This window comes from Paraburkholderia sp. UCT70, assembly GCF_050434085.1.
In the GTDB taxonomy this organism is placed as follows: Bacteria; Pseudomonadota; Gammaproteobacteria; order Burkholderiales; family Burkholderiaceae; genus Paraburkholderia; species Paraburkholderia tuberum.
Genome location: NZ_JBNPVZ010000004.1, coordinates 2907627 through 2932419, shown reverse-complemented (window position 1 = coordinate 2932419; position 24793 = coordinate 2907627). Strand labels below are relative to the sequence as shown.

The following is a 24793-nucleotide window of genomic DNA, read 5'->3' as shown; positions in this document are numbered from 1 at the left end:
TTGACGGCCGGGGCGCCCTGATTGCGTTGCGCAAGGGGGCGTCTCGGCTGTTTATTTTCAGGTTGTTACCGGTCAGCCTTATCGGTGTAACGAGCCGAGGGTATTGAAAAGGAAAACCTATGCAAACCAGTTTGTTGAAGCCCAAGATTATTGCAGTTGAATCGCTTGGCGAAAGCCACGCGAAAGTGGTCATGGAGCCGTTTGAACGCGGTTATGGCCACACCTTGGGTAACGCGCTTCGGCGCGTGCTGCTGTCGTCGATGGTGGGCTACGCCCCGACCGAGGTGACGATTGCAGGCGTCGTGCACGAGTATTCGACGCTCGACGGTGTGCAAGAGGATGTGGTCAACCTGTTGTTGAACCTGAAGGGCGTCGTCTTCAAGCTGCATAATCGTGACGAAGTGACGGTTACGCTGCGGAAGGAAGGCGAAGGCGTGGTCACGGGCGGCGATATCGAACTCGCACACGATTGCGAAGTCATCAATCCCGATCATGTGATCGCGCATCTGTCGAAGGGCGGCAAGCTCGACGTGCAGATCAAGGTCGAAAAGGGCCGCGGCTATGTGCCGGGCAATGTGCGTCGTTACGGTGAAGAGTCGGCCAAGGTCATCGGCCGGATCGTACTGGACGCCTCGTTTTCGCCGGTTCGTCGCGTGAGCTACGCGGTCGAAAGCGCTCGGGTCGAGCAGCGCACCGACCTCGACAAGCTCGTGATGAACATCGAGACCAACGGTGTGATTTCGCCGGAAGAAGCGATCCGACAATCGGCGCGCATTCTGGTCGATCAGTTGTCGGTGTTCGCAGCGCTGGAAGGTACCGAAGCAGCGGCGGAAGCGCCGTCGCGCGCACCGCAGATCGATCCGATCCTGCTGCGTCCGGTCGACGATCTCGAACTGACGGTTCGTTCCGCGAACTGCCTGAAGGCCGAGAACATCTACTACATCGGCGACCTGATCCAGCGTACCGAGAACGAACTGCTCAAGACTCCCAATCTGGGTCGCAAGTCGCTGAACGAGATCAAGGAAGTTCTGGCATCGCGTGGTCTGACGCTCGGCATGAAGCTCGAAAACTGGCCGCCGGCTGGTCTCGACAAGTAAGCGGACAACTCGGTCGGGTGTGACCCGCGAATTGCACCGCTGTACTGTACTGGCAAAGACGCGGATTTTCCTTTAAAATCCGCGTCTTGTCTTTTGTCACTACCGGCCCGTGCGCTCACTGTTTGTTGTCGATGCTGCAGAACGAGTGCGATAGAAGAGCTGGACCAAAACTTTGAACTGAAGGAATTAACATGCGTCACCGTCATGGTCTGCGGAAACTGAACCGCACGAGCAGCCACCGTTTGGCAATGCTCCGTAACATGTCCAACTCGCTGATCGAGCACGAAGTCATCAAGACCACGCTGCCGAAGGCCAAGGAACTTCGTAAAGTCGTCGAGCCGCTGATCACGCTCGGCAAGAAGCCGTCGCTCGCAAACCGTCGTCTGGCGTTCAATCGCCTGCGCGATCGTGACTCGGTCACGAAGCTGTTCGACGTGCTCGGCCCGCGCTACGCAAACCGTCCGGGCGGCTACCTGCGCGTGCTGAAGTTCGGCTTCCGCGTTGGTGACAATGCGCCGATGGCACTGGTCGAACTGCTCGACCGTCCGGAAGTTGAAGAAACGGAAGTGCAAGAAGCTGAGTAAGCTTTCTGCTTCGACAAAAAGCCAGGCGCATCGCCTGGCTTTTTTGTTTTCCGCGGCGGATTTCTCATTGATAGCGAAAGCCGCTTCGCAGTGACCAAATGTCGCGGCCGCACCGCGTGGCGCCCTGCAGGGCGACAGGGCTAGGTGATACGATATCGGCATCGAAATCCTGCGCCGTCGGAGCTTGGTGTGAGTGTGAATGTGACCTTGGTGCTGACAACGATGCCGGATGCGGCCGTCGCTCAAAAGCTCGCAGCCGACGCCGCTCGCCGCTCACCTTTGTGCGTGCGTCACCCAGCTAGGCAGCGTGCAGTCGAGCTATCACTGGCAGGGCGCGATCGAAACCGTGCAGGAAATCCAGCTGCTGTTCAAGACCAGCGCCGCTCGCGCGCTCGAACTGGAGCAATACATTCAGGCTCACCATCCCTACGGCACGCCGGAAATCCTCTCATGGCAAGCGACGGCCTCCGCCGCCTACGGCCAGTGGATCACTGCTGAAACCCAACGCCCTATTCATGTTTAACGGTCTCAACCGGCGCGCGCGCGCTGCGCTGCGCACCGCATTCTTTCTGCTCGGCTGCGTGTTCCTCGCGCAAGTCGCCACGCTCGCACGCGCCGCGGACGACTTCCTCGACCCGTCCGTCGCGTTCCGGTTCAGCGCGACCGAGGCCCCCGGCCAAGTCGTCGTCACCTACAAGATTGCGGACGGCTACTACATGTACCGCGAGCGCTTCGCGTTCGCGCCCCGCAACGGCACGGCGACGCTTGGCGAGCCTGAACTGCCAGGCGGTCATGTGAAGTTCGATCAGACGTTCAACAAGAATGTCGAGACGTATCGCAACGAGCTGACGATTCGTATTCCGGTCAAGCAGGCTGCCGGACCGTTCGATCTTGCGGTGACGTCGCAGGGCTGCGCCGACGCGGGCATCTGCTACCCCCCGATGGAGCGCGTGTACCACGTGAGCAGCGAGGCGCTGCAGCTGGCTGGCAGCGGGGCGGCGACCCCAACCGCGCAACAATCCGCCGCCACTGATGACGAACCTTGGTACCAACGCGCCACCAGCGCCGATTACGCGCAGTCGCTGCTGCAGCGTGGCGGTTTTTTTGCGATCGTCGGGCTTTATTTCGTTGCCGGCGCCATTCTGAGCTTGTTGCCGTGCTCGTATCCGATGATTCCGATTCTGTCGGCGATCATCATCGGTGAGGGAGCGCGCGTCACGCGCAGGCGTGGCTTCGCGCTGTCGCTCGCGTATGTAGTCGGGATGGCGCTCGTGTACACGGTGCTGGGTGTTGTGGCGGCACTCGTCGGGCAGAGTCTCGGCGCATGGCTGCAGAACCCGTGGGTGCTCGGCGCGTTTGGCGGCCTTCTGACGATTTTCGCGCTGCTGCTGATCGCCGGTGTGGATCTCGAACTGCCGCCGCGCTGGCGCGATCGCATGTCGAGCGCGTCAGCGGGACGCTCGGGTGGCAAATTTACCGCGGTCGCCGTCATGGGCGCGCTATCGGCGCTGGTGGTCGGCGCTTGCATGACCGCGCCGCTTTTTGCGGTGCTCACGTTCATCGCGCATACCGGCAACGCCGTGCTCGGTGGCGCGGCACTGTTCTCGATGGGCATCGGGCTCGGGCTGCCGCTGCTGATCATTGGCCTCGGCGCGGGTACACTGCTGCCGCGCGCGGGCAAGTGGATGGACAGTGTAAAAGTGTTCTTTGGCGTCGTTCTGCTGGCCGCGGCGCTGTGGATCGTTTGGCCGGTGCTCGGCAGGGCGGCGTCGATGCTGTTGAGCGCCCTCTGGCTGCTGATCGCCGCGGTTTCGCTCGGCCTGTTTTCCAAGTCGGTTGCGGGCGCCTCGATATGGCACCGGCTTGGGCGTGCGGTCGGCGTCGTGATGGCGGTTTGGGCAGCCGCGCTTCTAGTTGGCCTCGCGGCGGGATCGTTGGATCCGCTGCGACCGCTGGCGGTGCTCGCGGCTCGCGTCGGCAATCAGGCGAGCATCGCGAAGGATCGCTCCAGCGCGGCCGCATCGGCGCCGCAAAGCGATTTGACGTTCGCGCCGGTACGTTCATCGGATCAGCTCGACCAGGCCGTCAAAACGGCGGCGCAGCCAGCCATGCTCGATTTTTACGCGGACTGGTGCGTGAGCTGCAAGGAGATGGAGAAATTCACCTTCAGCGACCCGCGCGTTCAGGCGAAGCTGAAGCAGATGAATCTGCTGCGCGCCGACGTCACTGCGAACAATACCGACGACCAGGCGCTGCTCAAGCGCTTCAATCTGTTCGGGCCGCCGGGGATTATTATTTTCGATAAGGGTGGCAAGGAAGTGCTGCGCGTGGTCGGCTACGAATCGGCGGATAAATTCCTGCGTACCCTGGATCGGGCGAGTGCGTCGGGGGTGTAATCAAAGGCCGCAGGGCGTTGCAAGGCCGCCGCTTCGCAAACGGCAGCACAAAAAAACGGAGGCGAAACCCTAAGGTTCGCCTCCGTTTTTTTCTCGACAGCCGCGCGCTAAAACGCGCCTGGCTTACTTCTGCGAACGCAGGATCTTCGCGGCATCCAGCGCGAAGTACGTCAGCACGCCGTCCGCGCCTGCACGCTTGAACGCGAGCAGCGATTCGATCATCACCTTGTCGTGATCGAGCCAGCCATTCTGCGCGGCGGCTTTCAGCATGGCGTATTCGCCGCTTACCTGGTACACGTAGGTGGGGAACTGGAACTCGTCCTTCACGCGACGCACGATGTCCAGATACGGCATGCCCGGCTTGACCATCACCATGTCCGCGCCTTCGTTGATGTCGGCCTGCACTTCGCGCAGCGCCTCGTTGGAATTTGCCGGGTCCATCTGGTAGGTCATCTTGTTGCTCTTGCCGAGGTTCGTCGCGGAACCGACGGCATCGCGGAACGGGCCGTAGAACGCTGAAGCGTACTTCGCCGCGTACGCCATGATGCGCGTGTGGATGTGGTCCTCGCTCTCGAGCATTTCGCGGATCGCACCAATGCGTCCGTCCATCATGTCCGACGGCGCGACGATGTCGACGCCGGCTTCCGCCTGCGCACGAGCCTGCTCGACGAGGATCTCGACGGTTTCGTCGTTGATCACGTAGCCGGTTTCGTCGAGCACGCCGTCCTGACCATGGCTCGTATACGGATCGAGCGCCACGTCGGTGAGCACGCCGAGCCCCGGAAAATTCTTCTTCAACTCACGCACCGCGCGCGGGATCAGGCCCGCCGGGTTGGCCGCTTCACGGCCTTCGGGTGTTTTCAGCGAGGGCTCGATCGCGGGAAACAGAGACAACACCGGCACGCCCAGTTCGACGCACTGCCCGGCGACGCCCATCAGCAGATCGACCGACACACGCTCGACGCCCGGCATCGACGGCACGGCTTGCCGCACGTTGGTTCCCTCGACGATGAACACGGGGTAAATCAGATCGTTGGTCGTGAGGATGTTTTCGCGCATCATGCGACGCGAGAAGTCGTCACGGCGCATGCGGCGCGGACGGTAGTGAGGGTAGAAGCTCATATCGAATCGAAGATCGTGGATAGGTGGAGTGGACAAATAGCACCTGGCTCCGCTCCCGGAAACTTTTCGAGACAATGGTATATCATACCGATCGAGCAAGGCGCCTAGCGCTGACCTCCCCGCTTCTCCTCCCTGAGCGGGTGCCTGTCGTTTTTCGATTAGGCTGTTTGACCCGCCGTTCAAGCGGCGGGTTTTTTTATGCGCGGCCGCAAACGCGCTCTGACGCGGGTTTTACAGGCATATCACGCGTGCCGCGGGATTCCTGCATTGATATGCGTTCAGCCCGCGGCCGGCGTTTCGCCAGTTTCGCCCGCTGCCTCCGGGATCAGCCAGCTCTCGATCAGCTCATGCGCTTCATCGAGCCCCGTTCGCTTGAGCGCCGAAAACAGTTGCGCGGTGAGTTCGCCGCGATAGCCCGCAGCCCGATATTCGGCCAGTCCCTTCTGCGCGGTGCGCAACGCGTTCGTGCTTTCCTGACGCGTCAATTTGTCGCATTTGGTGAGCAGCGTGTGGATCGGCTTGCCGGTCGGCGCGAACCACTCGATCATGCGCCGATCGAGATCCGTCAGAGGGCGGCGCGAATCCATCATGAGGATCATGCCGCGCAGTTGCGAGCGCGATTGCAGATACGTGGACAGCAGCGCTTCCCAGTGCGCCTTCGCCGCACCCGGCACTTCCGCATAACCGTAGCCCGGCAGGTCGACCAGATAGGCGGTCGGCTCATCCGCCTTGCCAACCGAAAAATAATTGATGTGCTGCGTGCGGCCAGGCGTCTTACTTGCGAATGCAAGTCGCTTCTGATTGCAGAGCACGTTGATCGCGGTCGATTTGCCCGCGTTCGAGCGTCCCGCGAAAGCGATCTCGGGCTGCGCGGTGGCCGGCAGGTCGCGCAGATGATTGACGGTGGTATAGAAGCGGGATTCGTGGAGCAGGAAGGGCATGGTGGAAGCCAGATTGGAGAAGCTGCGGAGCCCGCAGCGGGAACGGGGTCAAGCCCGACTGGCGTCTAAGCGATTAGCGAGTTATTGTACAATACGATGGTTTACTGAAAACCTTAGGAGGCCGCCCCACGTGCCTTGGCGGCTCCTGGCGGTCACTCGGTCGCCGTCGTCGTACTTTGCAGAACATCTAAAATCCCACAAGACGAGACAGGGTGTGCGAATGAATCGACTGTGCAAGACTCTGATGGTGCTTCATGTAACGGCAGGTCTTTCAGGTTTGGCAATTCAGGCACGAGCAGCAGATCCGGCAAAGCCGGACATCAATCGGGGGCAGGCAATCGCTGTACAGGTATGCGCGTCATGCCACGGCGCAGACGGCAACAGTGCCGGCGGCGCATACCCGAAACTGGCGGGCCAGCATCCTGAGTATCTCGTCAAGCAGCTCAGAGATTTCAAGGCGCAGCCGGGCGCCAAACAGGCCGCGCGCAACAATGCCATCATGGCGGGCATGGCCGCCGCGCTTTCCGATCAGGACATGATCAACGTCGCGGCTTACTTCTCGACGCAGACGCCCAAGCCAGGCTATGCGCACAACAAGAACACTGTCGCGGTGGGCCAGCAGATCTATCGCGGTGGGATTGCCGACCGCGGCGTGCCGGCCTGCGCGGCCTGTCACGGGCCCACGGGGCAGGGTATTCCGATCCAGTATCCACGCCTGTCGGGGCAGTGGGCCGAGTACTCGGTGACGCAATTGACCGCGTTCACGCAAGGTCCGGGCGCTCGTAATAACAACGACGCGATGCATGCGATAGCATCGCGCCTGTCGGACAACGAAATCAAAGCGGTTGCCGACTACATCGCGGGCCTGCATTAAGCGCTTCGTCCGCGCAAATCCAACCGGCCCGGCGAGGCCGGTGAAAAACAAGAAAAGGGTGAGGGTGTCGTCGCTACGACAGCCCTTCACCCTTTTTTGCTGTTCAGTCGGAGTTTGAATGAGCGTCACCACGTCGGGTCTGCAGTCGAAGTCGGGCAATCGCGTCATGCGTAGCACCATCGAGCTCCTGAGCTCGATGCGTTTCGCCATTGCGCTGCTCGTCATTCTGTCGATCGCCAGCATCATCGGTACCGTCCTCACGCAGGACGATCCGTATCCCAACTACGTCAACCAGTTCGGTCCGTTCTGGGCGGACATCTTCCGCGCGCTGAGCCTCTACACGGTGTACAGCTCGTGGTGGTTCATGCTGATTCTCGGTTTCCTGATGGTGTCTGTGTCGCTCTGCGTGATCCGAAATGCGCCGAAGATGGTCGCCGACGCGAAGAGCTGGAAGGACAAGGTTCGAGAAGGCAGCCTGCGCGCGTTCCATCACAAGGGTGAGTTCGCGGTGCACGGCACGCGCGCGCAGTCGGCGGCGGTGCTCGCAAGGTTGTCGGCGAAGCTCGGCTACAAGTTCGTCACGCGCGAGTCGGACGGCGCGACGTTGATCGCCGCGAAGCGTGGCGCGCTGACGAAGTTCGGCTACATCTCCGCGCACCTCGCGATCGTCGTGATCTGCCTCGGCGGCCTGCTCGACAGCAATCTGCCGATCAAGCTGCAAATGTGGCTGTTCGACAAGTCGCCGATCAACTCGAACACGGTGATCAACGAGATTTCGCCCGAGCATCGGCTGTCGCAATCGAACCCGACGTTCCGCGGCTACGCGTGGGTACCCGAAGGGCAGCACGTGTCGACCGCGATCCTGAATCAGCCCAATGGTTCGCTGATCCAGGACCTGCCGTTTTCGATCGAGCTCAACAAGTTCATCGTCGATTACTACTCGACCGGCATGCCGAAGCTGTTCGCGAGCGACATCGTCGTGATCGATCACAAGACCGGCGCGCGCGTGCCGGCGCGCGTCGAGGTCAACAAGCCGTTCGAATACGACGGCGTGTCGATTTATCAATCGAGCTTCCAGGACGGCGGCTCGCAGATGCAGATGACTGCCTTCCCGATGTCCGGCCCGAGTGCAAAGCCCGCGCCGTTTGGCGGCACGATCGGCGGCAGCGCGCCGTTGAGCTCGGCCACGCCGCTGGCCGATGGCCAGACCGTCGAATTCACCGACTTCCGCGCGATCAACGTCGAAAACATCTCGAACGGCAACGGGCAGAACGATGCGCGCGGGGTTGTCGCGCAGCGCTCGCTGAAGGAAGCGTTCGACGAGCGCCTCGGCTCCGGCGCGAAAACGTCGAAGCCGCTCGATCTGCACAACGTCGGCCCGTCGGTGCAGTACAAGATTCGCGGCAAGGATGGCCAGGCGCGCGAGTACAACAACTACATGCTGCCCGTCGACGTGAACGGCGAGAAAATGTTCCTCGCCGGCATGCGCTTGAATCCCGACGACCCGTTCCGCTACCTGCGCATTCCCGCCGACAGCGGCGGCACGCTCAAGGAATGGATGAATCTGCGCGCCACGCTGGAAGACCCGAACCAACGGGCCATCGCCGCTCATCAATTCGCGCAGCGTTCGGTGCCGGGTTCAAATGCGGAGTTGCAGCAACATCTGGAGGAAAGCGCCTTGCGGGTGCTGACCCTTTTTGCGGGCGCCGACAGCAGCATGAAGATGCCGAATGGCGAAACGCTCGGCGGCTTCCAGGCGGTCGCTGGGTTTATCGACCGCTCGGTACCGAAGGGCGAGCAGGAAAAGGCGGCGGGCCTGCTGCTTCGCATGCTCGAAGGCGTGACGTGGGACTTGTGGCAACTGTCGCGCCAGCGGCTCGGCGAGCCCGCCGCGCCGGCCGATGCGGACACGAGCCGCTTCATCCAGAGTTCGCTTAATGCGATTTCCGACAGCTTTCTGTATGGATCGCCGGTCTATTTGCAGCTTGACTCATTCAAGCAGGTGCAAGCTTCGGTATTTCAGTTGACGCGCGCGCCGGGCAAAAAAGTCGTGTATCTTGGCAGCCTGCTTCTCGTATTGGGCATCTTCTCGATGTTCTACGTTCGCGAACGGCGTCTGTGGTTCTGGCTCAAGGACACGGACCACGGCACGAGCGTCGTAATGGCGATGTCGAGCGCGCGTAAGACGCTAGACTTCGAGAAAGAGTTCGTCCAGACGCGGGCCACCGTGAGCGCCGCACTGGGCGCGAAACTCATCGAAGCAGCCGATGCCAGCCCGGCCGGTCAGGCCGCCGCTGCGTCGGCAAGCTCACAGGATTCGACCCGGTAAGATCATGGACTTGACTCAGGTTTCCTCCTCCTCTTCTTCTGCTTCACGCGCCGACAAGGCGTTTGCGAGCAGCACGCCCGAACTCCCGAACTTCGACGAACGGCCGTTCCTGAAACGCCTGGGTATCGTCGACTGGCTGTTCGCGCTCGCGCTCGTCGGGGGCGCCGGGTTCGCGCTGTCGCGCTATTACCCGTTCATGAACTACTACGACAAACTGGTGCTGATGTGCTCGGTGCCGGCTTTCGTCGCGCTCGGCTGGCGCTGGAAGCCGGTGCGTCCGCTGATGGTGGGAATCGCCGCGCTGTCGCTGCTCGCAATCCAGATCTACCACGGCGATCTGAGCCGCGCCGACAACGCTTTCTTCCTCAAGTATTTCCTGTCGAGCCAGTCCGCGATCCTGTGGATGAGCGCGCTCTTCGTATTCGCGACCGGGTTCTACTGGATCGCGCTGCTGTCGCGCTCACCGACCGGCGCCGCGATTGGCTCGAAGATGACGTGGGCGGCGGTGCTGATGGGCTTCGTCGGCATGATGGTGCGCTGGTACGAGTCGTATCTGATCGGCGCGGACGTCGGCCATATTCCGATTTCGAACCTCTATGAAGTGTTCGTGCTGTTCAGCCTGATCACCGCGCTGTTCTATCTGTACTACGAGCAGCACTACAACACGCGCGCGCTCGGCGCGTTCGTGTTGCTCGTGATCAGCGCAGCCGTCGGCTTCCTGATGTGGTACTCGGTCGCGCGCGACGCGCAGCAGATCCAGCCGCTCGTGCCGGCGCTGCAAAGCTGGTGGATGAAGATTCACGTGCCGGCGAACTTCATCGGCTATGGCAGCTTCGCGCTGTCGGCGATGGTCGGCGTCGCATATCTGGCGAAGGAACGCGGCGTGCTCGCGGATCGTCTGCCGGCGCTCGACGTACTCGACGACGTGATGTACAAGTCGATCGCGGTCGGCTTCGCGTTCTTCACGATCGCAACGATTCTCGGCGCGCTGTGGGCCGCCGAAGCCTGGGGCGGCTACTGGAGCTGGGACCCGAAGGAGACGTGGGCGCTGATCGTGTGGCTGAACTACGCGGCCTGGCTGCACATGCGTATGATCAAGGGCCTGCGCGGCGCGGTCGCCGCGTGGTGGGCGCTGACCGGGCTGCTGGTCACGAGCTTCGCTTTCCTCGGCGTGAACATGTTCCTGTCGGGCTTGCATAGCTACGGCAAGCTGTAAGATCCGCCGCGCTGAACCGACTAAGAACCGCCGCGTGCTTTCGCACCGGCGGTTTTTTTATGGCCGATGGAATATTCATTGCGCCCCGGTGTTCGCCAGTCGAGCACCTGAGCAACTACCCGCGGATGACAGACGCCCCCAAAGGGGCGATCATCAATAAGGCTCCGCAACGCGCGCGACGCGGCGGGCCGGCAAGGAGCAGCACGATGTGGATCAAGCGAAGCGACAGAATTCAACTGACCGGCGATGACATCGCGCGCAGCGAAATCGCGCCGCGGCACGTGTTCGAAAACCGGCGACGCATTCTGCGGGCGACGGGCGCGATGGCACTCGGCGGCCTGATCGGCGTGAGCGGCGAGGCGCTCGCGACCTACTCGTCGCCCGATCCGAAGGCGCAGAAGCTCGCGGCGAAAACCAACACCAGGTTCGTCGCGCTCGACAAGATCACGCCGTACAAGGACATCACCACCTACAACAATTTCTATGAGTTCGGCACCGATAAATCCGACCCCTCGCAGCACGCGGGCACGTTGCGGCCGCATCCGTGGAAGGTGAGCGTCGAGGGCGAGATCAAGAATCCGAAGGTGTACGACATCGACGATCTGCTGAAGCTCGCGCCGCTCGAGGAGCGTGTGTACCGGCATCGCTGCGTCGAAGGTTGGTCGATCGTGGTGCCGTGGATCGGCGTCTCGCTGTCGGAGCTGATCAAACGCGTCGAGCCGACCGGCAATGCAAAGTACGTGCAGTTCATCACGCTCGCCGATCCGTCGCAGATGCCAGGGTTGTCGGCACCCATACTCGATTGGCCGTACTCCGAAGGCCTGCGGATGGACGAGGCGATGCATCCGCTGACGCTACTGACGATGGGCCTCTACGGCCAGCTGCTGCCGAATCAGAACGGCGCGCCGGTGCGCGTCGTGGTGCCGTGGAAGTACGGCTTCAAGAGCGCGAAGTCGCTCGTGAAAATCCGCTTCGTCGAGAAGCAGCCGCCGACGAGTTGGAACACGTACGCGTCGAACGAATATGGGTTTTATTCGAACGTGAATCCGAATGTCGATCATCCGCGCTGGAGTCAAGCCACTGAACGGCGCATCGGCGAAGACGGCTTTTTCACGCCGAAACGCAAGACGCTGATGTTCAACGGTTACGGCGATCAGGTCGCGTCGCTCTATCAGGGCATGGACCTGAAGAAGAACTTCTAGGGCGAGCGCGATGGTTTCCGATACGCAAACTGTCACCCGCACCGAGCCTGCGACGCGGCGGACGTCGTCGGCGTCGGCGGCGAAGCCGCGTTCCACCGGCGGCGCGCGCTGGGTGGTGCCCACGAAAGTCGCAGTCTTCATCGCGGCGCTCTATCCTCTCGCGCGCCTCGTGCTGTTCGGACTGACCGACCGGCTCGGCGCGAATCCGATTGAATTCATCACACGCTCGACCGGCCTGTGGACCCTCGTGTTCCTGTGCATCACGCTCGCGGTGACGCCGCTACGCCGTCTGACCGGCGTCGCCGCGTTCGTGCGTTTCCGCCGCATGCTCGGGCTCTACACGTTCTTCTACGCGACGCTGCATTTCACCACGTACCTGTGGTTCGACAAGTGGTTCGATGTTGCGGAGATTCTGAAGGACATCGGCAAGCGGCCGTTCATCACGGTGGGCTTCACCGCGTTCGTGCTGCTGATCGCGCTTGCGGTCACGTCGCCGCGCGCGATGGTGCGCAAGCTCGGACGTCGCTGGCAGACGCTGCATCGCGCGATCTATGCGATCGGCGCGCTCGCGATCCTGCATTTCTGGTGGATGAAGGCGGGCAAGCACGATCTGCTGCTACCGAAGATCTACGGCGCGGTGATGATCGCGTTGCTGGGATGGCGGCTGGTGGTGTGGATACGTGAGCGGCGGATGGGAACGCGCCGACGATGATGGCGAGTTTATTGGCGTCACGCTGTTTCAAATAAAAATGGCGATGCACCGTGGCATCGCCATTTTCGTTGCTGCGCTCGACCTTCGCGCTCTGCCGCAGGTACTGACGTTTACGCCGGCAGTATCGTTTCATCCGCAAACAGCTGCTTGACCTCTTCGCGCGCGCGAACCACATGCGCCTGTGTACCATCCACCATCACCTCGGCGGCGCGCGCACGGGTGTTGTAGTTCGAACTCATCACGAAGCCGTACGCGCCGGCCGAGCGGATCGCGAGCAGATCGCCGGGTTCGACCGCGAGCAGCCGCTCGCGGCCGAGCCAGTCGCCGCTTTCGCAGACCGGGCCGACCACGTCGTACACATGCGCGGGGACGTCGCGCTTCACGACCGGGTCGATGGCGTGATACGCGTCGTACATCGCGGGGCGCGCGAGATCGGTCATCGCCGCGTCGACGATCGCGAAGTTCTTGTCCTCGCCCGGCTTCAGAAACTCGAGACGTGTGAGCAGCACGCCCGCATTGCCGACCAGCGAGCGGCCCGGCTCGAAATAGACTTCGCGGTGACCGTGGCCGCGCGCTTCGATGCGATCGAGCACCGTGCGCACGAATTCGCCGATTTCCGGCGGCGTTTCGTCGTCATAGGTGATGCCGAGACCGCCGCCGACGTCGATATGGCGAATCGACACGCCGTCCTGTTCGATCTGCTCGACGAGTTCCAGCACCTTGTCGATCGCGTCGAGATAGGGCGCGACTTCGGTGATCTGCGAGCCAATATGGCAGTCGATGCCGATCACCTCGAGCTTCGACATCGCCGCGGCCGCCTGGTAGGTGGCACGCGCATCTTCGAACGCGACGCCGAACTTGTTGGTCTTGAGTCCGGTGGAAATGTACGGATGCGTTTTCGCATCGACATCGGGATTCACGCGCAGCGACACCGGCGCTTTCTTGCCCATCTCGCCCGCCACCGCGTTGAGGCGGTCGAGTTCGGGAATGGATTCGACGTTGAAGCATTTGACGCCCGCCGCGAGCGCGTCGCGCATTTCGCTTGCCTGCTTGCCGACGCCCGAAAACACGGTGTTTTCCGCTTTGCCGCCAGCCGCGAGCACGCGCGCGAGCTCGCCGCCCGACACGATGTCGAAGCCCGCGCCGAGGCGCGCGAACACGTTCAGCACCGCGAGATTGCTGTTGGCTTTGACGGCCACGTGCACGCTCGCGCGACGCCCCGCGCAGGCGCCCGCATAGGCGTTCCAAGCAGCGGTGAGCGCGGCGCGCGAATAGACGTAGAGCGGCGTGCCGAACTGCTCGGCGAGGGAAACGGCGGACACGCCTTCGGCGTGCAATACGCCGTCGACGTAGTCAAATGCGGATCGAGTCATGCGAAAGTCTTATTGAACGGAAGGGACGGCAGAGGCGGGCAGCGGCACTGCGGGAGCCGATGCCGCCGAAGCGGGCGGCGCCGCGAGCTGGTCTTCGGGCGCGAGCGTGAGCGGCGTGCCCGAGGTGTCCGGGATCGAACCCGTGTCGGCCGCGCTGCCGCTAGCCGGTTGCGTTCGATCGGTCGATGGCGTTTGCGTGCGGTGAGCCGGCGGGGCAGGCATCGGCGGTACGGTCGGCAGATAGAGTGAGCCGCGTTGGCCGCAGCCGGTAAGCGCACAACCTGCGAGAATGACTAAAACCGCTACAATCGCGCGGCCGGGCGCTGCCGCGCGCATCCGAGTTACGACTCGCATGACTGTCCCTGAATGAATAATCGATGGAGTTTAGCATGTCCGATAGTGATTACCTGACCCGTGCGGAAGCCGTGCTGGCCGCCATCGAGAGCGCGCTCGACGACATCGACGCCGACATCGAGCTCGAGCGCAGCGGCAACGTTTTGACGCTCGAATTCGAGAACCGCACGAAGATCATCGTCAACCTTCAGCCGCCGATGAGCGAGATCTGGATCGCGGCGAAGGCCGGCGGTTTCCACTTCCGTTTCGTCGACGGTGAATGGCGCGACATGCGCAGCGGCGCGGAGTTTTTCGCGGCGCTGTCGCAGTATGCGACGCAGCAGGCTGGCGAGCCGGTGCATTTCGCCGCGCAATAAGCGCGAAGCACGCTCAAAACAGAACCGCCGCGTATCGAACGCGGCGGTTTTTCTTTTCTAGCGGGACATCGACGCAGCCTCAGTGCCCGCGGAACAGATTCATGATGTCCTGCTTTTCCTGTTCGCCGACCTGTTCCGGCGCGGCGGCTGCCGCGCTCGCCTGCGCATCGAGCGTCGCCTGACTGACGCCGACCGTCGCGATGAAACCGTGGCCCGGCGTGAACTCGTCGAAATAAAGCTCCGAGCCGATTTCACTGACGTCGTCGGGACGTGCCATCTTGTACTCGGGCACGCCCTTCAGCGCGCGTCCCATGTACTCGATCCACACCGGCAACGCGAGTCCGCCGCCGGTTTCCTTGTCGCCGAGGCTGCGCGGATTGTCGTAGCCGATCCACGCGATCGCGGTGAGCGTGCGCTGAAAGCCGGCGAACCACGCGTCGCGGGAATCGTTGGTCGTGCCGGTCTTGCCGGCGAGATCGGTGCGCTTGAGCACGTTGCTCTTCGCCCCGGTGCCGTGCTGCGCGACGCTTTGCAGCAGGCTGTTCATCACGTAGGCGTTGCGCGGTTGGATCGCGAACGGCGCGCTTTGCCCGGCGACGAGCGGCTGCGCGTGCGCGACGACGATGCCGCGCTGATCGGTGACCTCCGCGATCAGATACGGATTGATCCGGTAGCCGCCGTTGGCGAACACCGAGAACGCGCCCGCCATCTGCAGCGGCGTCACGAGGCCCGCGCCGAGCGCCATCGGCAGATAGGCGGGATGGCGGTCCGCGTCGAAGCCAAAGCGCGTGATGTATTGCTGCGCGTACTTCGGGCCGATCTGGTTCAGGATGCGGATCGACACGAGGTTCTTCGATTTCTGTAGCGCGGTGCGCATCGTCATCGGACCGTCGAAGCCGCCGCCGTAGTTTTTCGGCTCCCACGCCTGGCCGCCGGTTTCGGCGGCGCTGAAGAAGAGCGGCGCGTCGTTGATGATCGTGGCGGGCCCGAGGCCCTTTTCGAGCGACGCCGAATAGATGAACGGCTTGAAGCTGGAGCCCGGCTGACGCCACGCCTGCGTCACGTGATTGAACTTGTTCTTGTTGAAGTCGAAGCCGCCGACCAGCGAGCGGATCGCACCGTCCTGCGGCACCACCGAGATGAACGCGCCTTCCACCTGGGGCAATTGCGTGATCGACCAGTCGCCCTCGTCATTCTTCACGAGCCGCACGATCGCGCCGGGCCGGATGCGCTGAGTCGGCTGCGCGCGCGGGCCGAGCGCGAACTGCGCATAGCGCAGGCCGTCGCCCTGAATGGTCGCGACATTGCCGTCGATGAACGCCGCCTGGACCTGCTTCGGGCTCGCCGCCATGACGACGGCCGCGATGATTTCGCCATTGTCGGGATGTTCGAGCAGCGCGTCGTCGATGGCCTGCTCGCGCTCGTCGGCGTCGGCCGGCAGATCGATGAACGCCTCCGGGCCGCGATAGCCGTGACGGCGCTCATAGTCCATCAAGCCTTTGCGCACCGCGTGGTAGGCGACGTCCTGATCGGCCGAGTCGATCGTGGTCACGACGTTCAGGCCGCGCGTGTAGGCTTCCTCGCGATACTGCGCGTACATCATCTGCCGCACCATTTCCGCGACGTATTCCGCGTGCACGCTGTACTCCTTGCCCATGCCCTTCACGACGAGCCGTTGCCGGCTCGCCTCGTCGTACTGTTCCTGAGTGATGTAGTGCAATTCGTACATGCGCTGGAGGATGTACTCCTGGCGCACCTTCGCACGCTTCGGATTGACGACCGGGTTATACGCGGAGGGCGCCTTCGGCAGACCGGCGAGCATCGCCGATTCGGCGAGCGTCAGGTCCTTCAGATCCTTGCCGAAGTACACGCGCGCGGCACTCGCGAAACCGTACGCGCGCTGACCGAGATAGATCTGATTCATGTACACCTCGAGAATCTGATCCTTGCTCAGCTTCGACTCGATCTTGTACGCGAGCAGCATCTCGTAGATCTTGCGCGTGTACGTCTTCTCGCTGGACAGAAAGAAGTTGCGCGCGACCTGCATCGTGATCGTGCTCGCGCCTTGCGTCGCATGACCGTTGGTCAGCGCGACGAAGCCGGCTCGCGCGATGCCGGTGAGGTCGACGCCACCGTGCTCATAGAAGCGCGCGTCCTCGATCGCGAGGATCGCTTTCTTCAGGCTGTCGGGCACGTCCTGGATGTGCACGATGTCGCGCCGCTCCTCGCCGAATTCGCCGATCAGCACGTGGTCGGCCGTATAGATTCGCAGCGGCACTTTGGGCTGATAGTCGGTCAATGCATCGAGTGACGGCAGGTTCGGCGTCGCGACGACGAGCGCATAGCCGAGCACCAGCGCCACGCATACGATGCCCGCCACGATTAACCCGACAAAGCCGAGGATCAGCTTCAGCCATAACGGACGTTTGCGCTTTTTCGGCGCGGGCGGTGGGGACGTAGGAGACGTGGCTTGCATAGGAGTACCGGAAAAACAGTCCCGCGATTATAGCCGCCAGGGTTTTTCTGCTTTCGACAAGCTTACGGATAACGTGCAATCGGCACACGCCAGGCGGCGCGGGAATGACTTCGCTGTAGTCCCAACTGTAGTCGCTTTGGATGTCGCTCGGGGCGGCTTCGCATCCGCGTTAGCCATTCGGCTGAATGTCGTTAGGACGTGTGTCTGCCGACAATGATCCCTCGTTACTCGCGTTCGAATGGTTCGTCGCGTGAGTCAGAGGGAGGGCGGTATGGCCAATAAAAATTCGTGGCTTCAGGCGGTGCGGGAGGGCCGGCAGCGTTTCGCCGCCGGCATCGATGTCGGTTCGCAAAACGTGCGTCTCGTCGTGGTAAGTCAACGCGCCCGGGGCGCGCTGCATCTCGAACATATGAGCACGGTGCCGCTCGCGGCCGGCACCATGGCGGGCGCCGAGATCGTCGATCGGCAGGCCGTCGCGCGGGCGTTGCGCGATGCGTTCGCCGGTTTGCCGCGCGTGTGCGCGACGCACGCGCTGCGCTGCGCGATGGCCGTGCCTTCGTCGGCCACGCTGACGACGACAGTGCCGCTCGCGCGGCTCGCCGCTCAGAGCGACTGCGAGGCGGAGGACGGCGGCGTTGCGCTCGCCGGACTTGCGCCCGCGGTGATGGGAGAGGCGGAGCGCATCGCCGGCCTCGAGCGTCATGCGCTCGCGGTCGACTGGTACGTCGACGAGACGCCGTCGCCGGTGCGCTCGGTGAAGATCGCCGCGACCGCGCGTCAGCATCTCGAAGCGCGAATCGAATGCGCCGCGACCGCAGGGATTTCGCTGTCCGCGATCGATGGCGAACCGCACGCGGCATTGCGCGCGCTGCGCCACGCGGCCAGTCGCGAGCTCGACCCGAACGAGCCGTACGCGGCGGTGTGGGTCGGTACGGACGGCGTGTACGGCTGGAGCGTCGTCGATGGCGCGAGCGTCGGCGAGATGCGCTACCCGGCGCCCGAGCATGCCGATCTCGCCGACGCGTTGCGCGATCTCACGCACGGGCCGGAGTTCGACTGCGCGCTGATTGGCGGCGAAATCGATCTGCTCGACGGCGTCGGCTTTTCGCTCGCCGATATTGGCGACGTGCTCGGCTGCTCGGCGCTGCCGTTCGAATGCGCGCTGCTCGGCAGCCACGCGCGGCCGCTCGACGACGCCTTGCTGCACGAGCCGGCTGGCGCGGTCGCGTTTGGGCTCGCGTTGCGCGGGGTGCTGGAATGAGGGCCGTTCTGTCGTTTTCGTCTGGTGTCTCCGCGAGTGCCGATCAGCGCGGCGCTGTATCGTGGCTGGGCGGCTTCAATCTGCTGCCGTATCGCCAACGCAACGCGCGACTCGCGCGGCGCCGCTGTATGCGCGACTGGGCTGTGGCCGCTTGTGTCGGTGCCGCGGGTGTGTGTGTGTTTGCTCGTCGCCGGTTGGCAGAGCTTCGCCGCAGCGCGGCTCGATGCGCGGCGCGCGGCGGCCGGGCAGGCGCTGACTCCGCTCGCCGCGCCGCTCGCGGAGCACGCGAAGCTGTCGCGGGCCGAACAGGATGAGCGCGAAGCCGCGGCGCGCGCCGCGAGTCTCGCGAGGCCGCTCGCACATCTGCGCGATCTGCTCGACGCGCTGAGCTTCGAACCCGGCGATCGCGTCGTGTTGCGGCAGTTGCGCCAGCGCGAGGACGAGACTGAATTGCTGGCGACTTCGAGCGGCCATATCGCGTCGGCCGAGTGGCTCAAGCGGCTCGGCGCGATCCACGGCGTGCAGGGCGCGGAGATGCGCGATCTGCATCGGCCGACGGGGAAGGGCGGCGCGTCGACGGAACAGGCGATAGGCGGACCCGTGGAGTTCGATGCGCGCCTGCGCTGGGGCGATCCGCCGCACAAAGCGACGCGCGCCCTGAAGGCCGCACGAACGGGAGGTGCGCGATGAGCACGACCTTTTTCGAGGCGGGTGGTGCGGCGCATGGGTCCGCGGGTTTTTCGCGCTGGGTCAAGCGGGCGCGTATGCCGCTCGAGGCGTGGAGCCGGCGCCGTCGGTGGCTCGTCGCGGCGACGCTTGCCGCGCTCCTGTTCGGTTTCGGCGCGTACGGCTGGAACGCGGCTGATCTCGCCGGACTGGAAGCGAGCCGCGCGGCGCTCGCGGTCAGCACGCAGCGTCTCGCGGACGCGCGGCACACGCTTGCACAGCTGCCGTCGCTGCGCCGTGCAGCCGCGGCGATGCCGGCCACGGCGTCGAGCGCCGTGTCGTGGAACTCCGCCGACGACGTGCGCATCGTCTCCGAGCTGGCCACGCAAAGCGGCGTCGCGCTGCTTGCGGTGGAACCGGGCGCGGCGAGCGGCGAGGGCGTCGAGCGGATGCGCGTGCTGCAGCTCACCGCGCGCACCGACTTCGTTCACCTGATGGCGTTTTTCCACGGGCTCGCGCAACTGCCGGTGCTGATCGTTCCCGTCGACGTGACCGTCAAGCAGGACGGCAAAGGGCTCGCGGTGGCCGCGACGCTGCAGGTGTACGCCGCGCTGCGACCGGTGCCCGACACCCCGGCTGCGAGCGCCGACGCGAGCCCCGACGCCGACGAGGCTGCCGACGATGACGACGAAGGCCTCGTGTTCTTCGATCCGTTTGCGAAGTCGCAGATCTCCGCGAGCGGCGAGCTGGGCGATGCTTCTGAGTTGCGCCTTGTCGGTTTGCTGCGCGATCGTACCCGCGGGCTCGCGCTGCTCGACACGCCAGACGGCACGACGACGGTCGCGGCCGGGCAACGACTGGGCGTCGAGCGGGTCACACAGCTCGACGCGCTTGGCATTACGCTCGCGAACGGCGGCGCGACGCGCACGCTGACGCTGACGCTGACGGAGGCGTCATGATGCGCACGCTCAAACGATGGAGCGTCGCGACGCTGGCTGTCGGACGCGAGGTCCGCGTCGTCTCCGGACGGTGTTTCGGTCTCTACGTCGCCGCGACGCTGGGTGCCGGCGTCGCACAGGCAGCGACGCCACTGCTGCTGCCGCCGTTGCCGACTTACGCGGCGCTCGACGACCCGGCCGGATCGGCCAACACCGCCTACGAGACGGCGCCGCTGCCGAGCGGCGGCATCGGCCAGGCGGCGAATCCGTTCGGCGACGTTTCCACGCCAGGCGCGGCCCAGGAGCCGGACACGCTCCAGCCGGCCGCGCGTTCCGCGATAGCGCCCGACGCTTCCCCGGATGACGTCGCCAACGGCCCGATGCCGCCGCCTTCGCCAGGACAACCCGCCACCCCGGCTCGCGACGACAGTGCCGGCACGCCTAGTCTCGAAGGCCCGCCGGTCCCGCTGCCGCCGCGGCCGCGCCTCGCCGACGCATCGGCCAGTGCGGACTCGGGCCTTCCCGCGGGCAACGAGCCGATCTCGCTGAACTTTCAGCGTGCGCAACTTGGCGCGGTCCTGAAAGCGTTCGCCGAGTTCACCGGCCTGAACATCGTCGCCAGCGACAAAGTGCGCGGCGCCGTATCGATACGTCTCGACAAGGTGCCGTGGCGCACCGCGTTCGACACCTTGCTCGACGTCAACAATCTGGCGATGGAGCGCCACGGCAACGTAATCTGGGTCGCGCCTGCCGCCGAGCTCGCCGCGCGCGAACGTCAGCGCTTCGAAGCCCACGCGCGCGCCGCGGACCTCGAGCCGCTCGCGAGCCGCACCTTCGAGCTGCACTACGCGCACGCCGAGGACGTGCGTCGCCTGCTGACCGGTTCCGGCACGCAGCGCGTGCTGTCCAAACGTGGCGCCGTCACCGCTGATCCGCGCACCAACCTGCTGTTCGTCACCGATCTCGCGGGGCGGCTCGAGCAGATCGCGACGCTGATCGCTTCCGTCGACCGGCCGACTCGCCAGGTGCTGATCGAGGCTCAGATCGTCGAAGGCGACCAGGGCTTTTCGCGCAATCTCGGGGTGCGGCTGTCGCTCGCCGGCACCAGCGCGGACGGTACGTCGAGAGGGCTGACGGGTGGAACGGACGGCTCCGTGTACGATCTGTCGGCCCGACCGATCTCCGGATTCGATGCCGCGACCGCCGGCCTCACGCTGTTCGCGGCTCACGCGACCCGGCTGCTGAATATCGAGCTCTCGGCGCTCGAGTCCGAAGGGCATGGGAAAATCGTGTCGAGCCCACGGGTCGTCACCGCGGACCGGATGAAGGCGATCGTCGAGCAGGGCACCGAGCTGCCGTATCAGGCGAAGGTCGGCCAGGGCGTATCGGGCGTGCAGTTTCGCCGGGCGACGCTCAAACTGGAGGTCGAGCCGCAGATCATGCCGGATGGCCGCGTGGTGCTCGATCTCGACGTCGCGAAGGACAGCGTCGGCGAGCAGACCGACGCCGGGCCCGCGATCAACACCAAGCACGTGCAAACGCGCGTCGAGGTCGAGGATGGAGGTACGGTGTCGATCGGCGGAATTTACGAGACCGACGACCGTGACGACGTCGAGCTAGTGCCCCTCCTCGGCAAAATACCGGTTCTGGGCGCATTGTTCCGCCATCGGACTCATCGCGACACGCGTAGCGAACTGGCGGTTTTCATCACGCCGCGCGTGGTGCGGGAAAATTAGGGCATATAGGGCACGCATGCGCCGCCGTCCGCCGGCGGCGCGCAGGCTCGACAAGGCAGCCGCTTTGCCAGTAAGCTGCGGCACGAACTACACCGGATTAGCCAGAGGACACCGTTGCAAGCGCGGGACGCACACGCCAATGTTTTTTTCGTAGGGCTCATGGGGGCAGGAAAAACCACTGTGGGTCGGGCGGTTGCGCGCCGTCTCGAGCGCCCGTTCTTCGATTCCGACCATGAAATCGAGGCGCGCACGGGCGCGCGCATTCCCGTGATCTTCGAGCTCGAGGGCGAAGCGGGCTTTCGCGATCGCGAAGCGAGCGTGATCTCGGAGCTGACCGGGCGCGACAATATCGTGCTCGCGACCGGCGGCGGTGCAGTCCTGCGGCCGGAAAACCGCGAAGCGTTGAAAAGCCGTGGCCTTGTGATCTATCTGCGCGCCAATCCGCATGACCTGTGGCTGCGCACGCGGCGCGACAAGAATCGCCCGCTGCTGCAAACGGAAGACCCCAAGGCGCGCCTCGAAGCGCTCTATGAAGTGCGCGACCCGCTGTACCGCGAATGCGCGCACTTCGTGATCGAAACCGGCCGGCCCTCGGTCAACGGACTCGTCAACATGGTTCTGATGCAGCTCGAGATGGCCGGCGTCGCCAAACATCCTGCGTCATAATGGACCGTATGATTACCGTCAACGTCGAACTGGGCGAGCGCGCCTACCCAATCCATATCGGTGCCGGCCTGATCGGCCAGACCGCGCTGTTCGCGCCGCATATCGCCGGCAACTCGGTCACGATCGTCACCAATAGCACCGTCGATCCGCTCTACGGCGACAAGCTGCGCGCAGCGCTTGCGCCGCTGAACAAGCAGGTGTCCACGGTGGTTTTGCCGGACGGCGAAGCACATAAGAATCTGCAGACGCTGAACCTGATCTTCGACGCGCTGCTCGGCTCGCGCGCCGACCGCAAGACCACGCTGATCGCGCTCGGTGGCGGTGTGATCGGCGACATGACCGGGTTTGCCGCCGCCTGCTACATGCGTGGCGTGCCGTTCATCCAGGTGCCGACCACGTTGCTGTCGCAGGTGGATTCGTCGGTCGGCGGCAAGACCGGCATCAATCATCCGCTGGGCAAGAATATGATCGGCGCGTTCTACCAGCCTCGGGCGGTGATCGCTGACATCGGCGCATTGCGTACGTTGCCCGAACGCGAACTCGCGGCGGGCATCGCCGAGGTCATCAAGACCGGCGCAATCGCCGACGCCGGTTTCTTCATCTGGATCGAGGCCCATATCGAGGCTTTGAACCGCTGCGAACCGGGGGCGTTGACTGAAGCAGTCAAACGCTCGTGCGAGATCAAGGCGTCGGTGGTGGCGCAGGACGAGCGCGAAGGTGGCCTGCGCGCGATCCTCAACTTCGGTCACACGTTCGGCCACGCGATCGAAGCCGGACTCGGCTATGGCGAGTGGCTGCACGGCGAGGCGGTCGGCTGCGGAATGGTGATGGCGGCGGATCTGTCCGTGAGGCTCGGCCATCTCGATGAAGCGTCGCGCAAGCGGCTCGTCGACGTCGTGCTTGCCGCGCATCTGCCCACTCGTGCTCCCGCGCTCGGCGCGGATCGTTACATCGAGCTGATGCAGATCGACAAGAAGGCGGAAGCCGGCGCGATCAAGTTCATTCTGCTGAAGCGTTTCGGTGAGACACTGATCACCCGCGCGCCCGACGCCGACGTGCATGCGACGCTGGCCGCCGCCGTCTAGATTCAACACGGCCCTGCAGCCACGCTTCACGCACCCGCGTCACGAGGCGCCGCCCATGTTTCGGAGAACCCGGTGACTGACAGGCGCAGCGACGATATCCAGCATGACACGACGAGCGCGCGCGCAGGCGCCGGGAACGGCTTCATCGCCGCCACGGTCAGCGCTGCGGATGCCGCTGCCGCGGTTGCCACACCCGCCGTCCCCGCGCCGACCCAGCAGGCACTCGAAGCGCATCTCGCGCCGTACGCGGCGCATTCGAGCCAGTCGCGTGGGCGTCGCTATGCGGAAACCGCGCCGAGCGCGCGTACCGAGTTTCAGCGCGACCGCGACCGCATCGTCCACTCGACCGCATTCCGGCGACTCGAATACAAGACTCAGGTATTCGTCAACCACGAGGGCGACCTGTTTCGCACGCGCCTCACCCATAGCCTCGAAGTTGCACAGATCGCGCGCTCGGTTGCGCGCAATCTGCGCGTCAATGAGGATCTCGTCGAAGCGATTTCGCTGGCGCACGATCTCGGCCATACGCCGTTCGGCCATGCCGGCCAGGATGCGTTGAACGAATGCATGCGCGAGCATGGCGGCTTCGAGCACAACCTGCAGAGCCTCACGGTCGTCGACGAACTTGAAGAGTACTACGGAGCGTTCAATGGGTTGAACCTGTGCTTCGAGACGCGCGAGGGCATTCTCAAGCACTGCTCGCGCGACAACGCGCGCCGGCTCGGGACATTGGGCGAGCGCTTTCTCGAAGGGCGGCAACCGTCGCTCGAAGCGCAGATCGCCAACGTCGCCGACGAAATCGCGTACAACAATCACGACGTCGACGACGGTCTGCGCTCCGGTCTGCTGTCGCTCGAGCAACTCGCCGAAGTGGAACTCTGGCAGACGCACTGCGAGGCGGCGCGCGGCGACTATCCGCAGATCGAGGGGCGTCGGCTGATTCACGAGACGGTGCGGCGCGTGATCAATACGCTGATCGTCGATCTGATCGAAACGACGCGGGCCAATCTCGCGCGCTACGCGCCGGCGTCACTCGACGACGTGCGCGCGGCGCCCCCGCTCGTCGCGCACAGTGATGCGATCGCCGCGCAGGCCGCGGCGCTCAAGCGCTTCCTGTTCAGAAACATGTACCGTCACTATCGGGTGATGCGCATGGCCAACAAGGCACGCCGCGTCGTGGTCGGCCTGTTCGACGCGTTCACCGACGACCCGCGGCTGCTGCCGCCGGACTATCAGTCGGCCGATGCGACGGGTCAGCCGCGTTTAATCGCGCATTACATCGCGGGGATGACCGATCGTTACGCGCTGAAGGAGTATCGGCGGCTGTTCGTGATCGACGATAACTAGTCGCTAGCGGCTGGGCGCCGCAAGCGGCGTAACGCTCAGCCTCGCCGCATCGAAGCGGCCGT

Annotated in this window: 20 protein-coding genes and 2 pseudogenes; 17 read left to right on the top strand and 5 right to left on the bottom strand. The window is 64.1% G+C overall.

The genetic code is table 11. The features are described 5' to 3' along the window. The first annotated feature begins 119 nt into the window (after nt 1–119). From OKW41_RS39250 to dsbD, 4 genes and pseudogenes are all read left to right on the top strand, one after another. Nucleotides 120–1097, top strand: coding sequence for a DNA-directed RNA polymerase subunit alpha (locus OKW41_RS39250; protein ID WP_429575828.1), 978 nt, complete (start codon nt 120–122; stop codon nt 1095–1097). 191 nt (nt 1098–1288) lie between these two features. Then, entirely contained in the window at nt 1289–1681 is a 393-nt protein-coding gene (gene rplQ / locus OKW41_RS39245) for a 50S ribosomal protein L17 (protein ID WP_013090750.1), read from the top strand. Between the two features lie 189 nt (nt 1682–1870). Beyond that, nucleotides 1871–2204 (top strand): annotated as a pseudogene (gene cutA / locus OKW41_RS39240) (divalent-cation tolerance protein CutA). After that, the gene (gene dsbD, locus OKW41_RS39235; protein WP_429575827.1) at nt 2197–4077 is read left to right on the top strand and encodes a protein-disulfide reductase DsbD; all 1881 of its coding nucleotides are present in this window, start codon (nt 2197–2199) and stop codon (nt 4075–4077) included. The pseudogene cutA and the gene dsbD overlap by 8 nt, the downstream one beginning before the upstream one ends. Nucleotides 4078–4200: 123 nt before the next feature. On the opposite strand, the gene hemB is transcribed toward dsbD, so the two are convergent. Further along, nucleotides 4201–5199 (bottom strand): porphobilinogen synthase, encoded by a 999-nt coding sequence (gene hemB / locus OKW41_RS39230; protein ID WP_429575826.1) that lies wholly within the window; start codon nt 5197–5199, stop codon nt 4201–4203. Nucleotides 5200–5477: 278 nt separating this feature from the next. After that, on the bottom strand, nt 5478–6140 hold the full coding sequence (gene yihA / locus OKW41_RS39225; RefSeq protein WP_018420165.1) for a ribosome biogenesis GTP-binding protein YihA/YsxC: 663 nt from the start codon (nt 6138–6140) through the stop codon (nt 5478–5480). 220 nt (nt 6141–6360) lie between these two features. Between yihA and OKW41_RS39220 the strand changes: the two genes are divergently transcribed. From OKW41_RS39220 to msrQ, 5 genes are all read left to right on the top strand, one after another. Continuing rightward, nucleotides 6361–7014: a c-type cytochrome gene (locus OKW41_RS39220; RefSeq protein WP_429452006.1), complete on the top strand. Its 654-nt coding sequence runs from the start codon at nt 6361–6363 to the stop codon at nt 7012–7014. Between the two features lie 118 nt (nt 7015–7132). Continuing rightward, nucleotides 7133–9343, top strand: coding sequence for a cytochrome c biogenesis protein ResB (locus tag OKW41_RS39215; protein WP_429575825.1), 2211 nt, complete (start codon nt 7133–7135; stop codon nt 9341–9343). A 4-nt stretch (nt 9344–9347) separates the two neighbouring features. After that, on the top strand, nt 9348–10559 hold the full coding sequence (gene ccsB, locus OKW41_RS39210; protein ID WP_429575824.1) for a c-type cytochrome biogenesis protein CcsB: 1212 nt from the start codon (nt 9348–9350) through the stop codon (nt 10557–10559). A gap of 206 nt (nt 10560–10765) precedes the next feature. Next, a complete protein-coding gene (gene msrP, locus OKW41_RS39205; RefSeq protein WP_429575823.1) occupies nt 10766–11761 on the top strand; it encodes a protein-methionine-sulfoxide reductase catalytic subunit MsrP in 996 nt (331 codons plus the stop codon). A gap of 10 nt (nt 11762–11771) precedes the next feature. Beyond that, on the top strand, nt 11772–12473 hold the full coding sequence (msrQ, locus tag OKW41_RS39200; protein WP_429575822.1) for a protein-methionine-sulfoxide reductase heme-binding subunit MsrQ: 702 nt from the start codon (nt 11772–11774) through the stop codon (nt 12471–12473). Between the two features lie 110 nt (nt 12474–12583). On the opposite strand, the gene lysA is transcribed toward msrQ, so the two are convergent. Both lysA and lptM read right to left on the bottom strand, forming a co-directional pair. Then, nucleotides 12584–13846 (bottom strand): diaminopimelate decarboxylase, encoded by a 1263-nt coding sequence (lysA, locus tag OKW41_RS39195; RefSeq protein WP_429575821.1) that lies wholly within the window; start codon nt 13844–13846, stop codon nt 12584–12586. Between the two features lie 9 nt (nt 13847–13855). After that, on the bottom strand, nt 13856–14200 hold the full coding sequence (lptM, locus tag OKW41_RS39190) for an LPS translocon maturation chaperone LptM (RefSeq protein ID WP_090802141.1): 345 nt from the start codon (nt 14198–14200) through the stop codon (nt 13856–13858). A gap of 35 nt (nt 14201–14235) precedes the next feature. On the opposite strand from lptM, the gene cyaY reads away from it, so the two are divergent. Then, nucleotides 14236–14556 (top strand): iron donor protein CyaY, encoded by a 321-nt coding sequence (cyaY, locus tag OKW41_RS39185; RefSeq protein WP_429451994.1) that lies wholly within the window; start codon nt 14236–14238, stop codon nt 14554–14556. A gap of 79 nt (nt 14557–14635) precedes the next feature. Here cyaY and OKW41_RS39180 read toward each other — a convergent pair whose 3' ends face one another. Further along, entirely contained in the window at nt 14636–17032 is a 2397-nt protein-coding gene (locus tag OKW41_RS39180) for a penicillin-binding protein 1A (protein ID WP_429575820.1), read from the bottom strand. A 271-nt stretch (nt 17033–17303) separates the two neighbouring features. Here OKW41_RS39180 and pilM point away from each other — a divergent pair, with 271 nt between their 5' ends. The 7 genes and pseudogenes from pilM (at nt 17304) to OKW41_RS39145 (ending at nt 24731) form a co-directional block, all read left to right on the top strand. Continuing rightward, nucleotides 17304–18293, top strand: a complete 990-nt coding sequence (gene pilM, locus OKW41_RS39175) for a pilus assembly protein PilM (protein ID WP_429451990.1) — start codon at nt 17304–17306, stop codon at nt 18291–18293. After that, nucleotides 18290–18983 (top strand): annotated as a pseudogene (locus OKW41_RS39170) (fimbrial assembly protein). Before pilM ends, OKW41_RS39170 begins: the two are co-directional and overlap by 4 nt. Then, the gene (locus OKW41_RS39165; protein ID WP_429451986.1) at nt 18980–19918 is read left to right on the top strand and encodes a hypothetical protein; all 939 of its coding nucleotides are present in this window, start codon (nt 18980–18982) and stop codon (nt 19916–19918) included. The pseudogene OKW41_RS39170 and the gene OKW41_RS39165 overlap by 4 nt, the downstream one beginning before the upstream one ends. Beyond that, a complete protein-coding gene (gene pilQ / locus OKW41_RS39160; protein ID WP_429575819.1) occupies nt 19915–21633 on the top strand; it encodes a type IV pilus secretin PilQ in 1719 nt (572 codons plus the stop codon). The genes OKW41_RS39165 and pilQ overlap by 4 nt, the downstream gene beginning before the upstream one ends. Before the next feature lie 114 nt (nt 21634–21747). Then, nucleotides 21748–22299, top strand: a complete 552-nt coding sequence (locus OKW41_RS39155) for a shikimate kinase (RefSeq protein WP_090802131.1) — start codon at nt 21748–21750, stop codon at nt 22297–22299. Nucleotides 22300–22307: 8 nt separating this feature from the next. Then, complete coding sequence (gene aroB, locus OKW41_RS39150) at nt 22308–23384, top strand: 3-dehydroquinate synthase (protein ID WP_429576544.1); 1077 nt, start codon at nt 22308–22310, stop codon at nt 23382–23384. A gap of 144 nt (nt 23385–23528) precedes the next feature. Further along, nucleotides 23529–24731 carry a deoxyguanosinetriphosphate triphosphohydrolase gene (locus tag OKW41_RS39145; RefSeq protein ID WP_429576543.1) on the top strand — a complete coding sequence of 401 codons (1203 nt, stop codon included), beginning with the start codon at nt 23529–23531 and terminating at the stop codon, nt 24729–24731. Nucleotides 24732–24793: the final 62 nt, after the last annotated feature.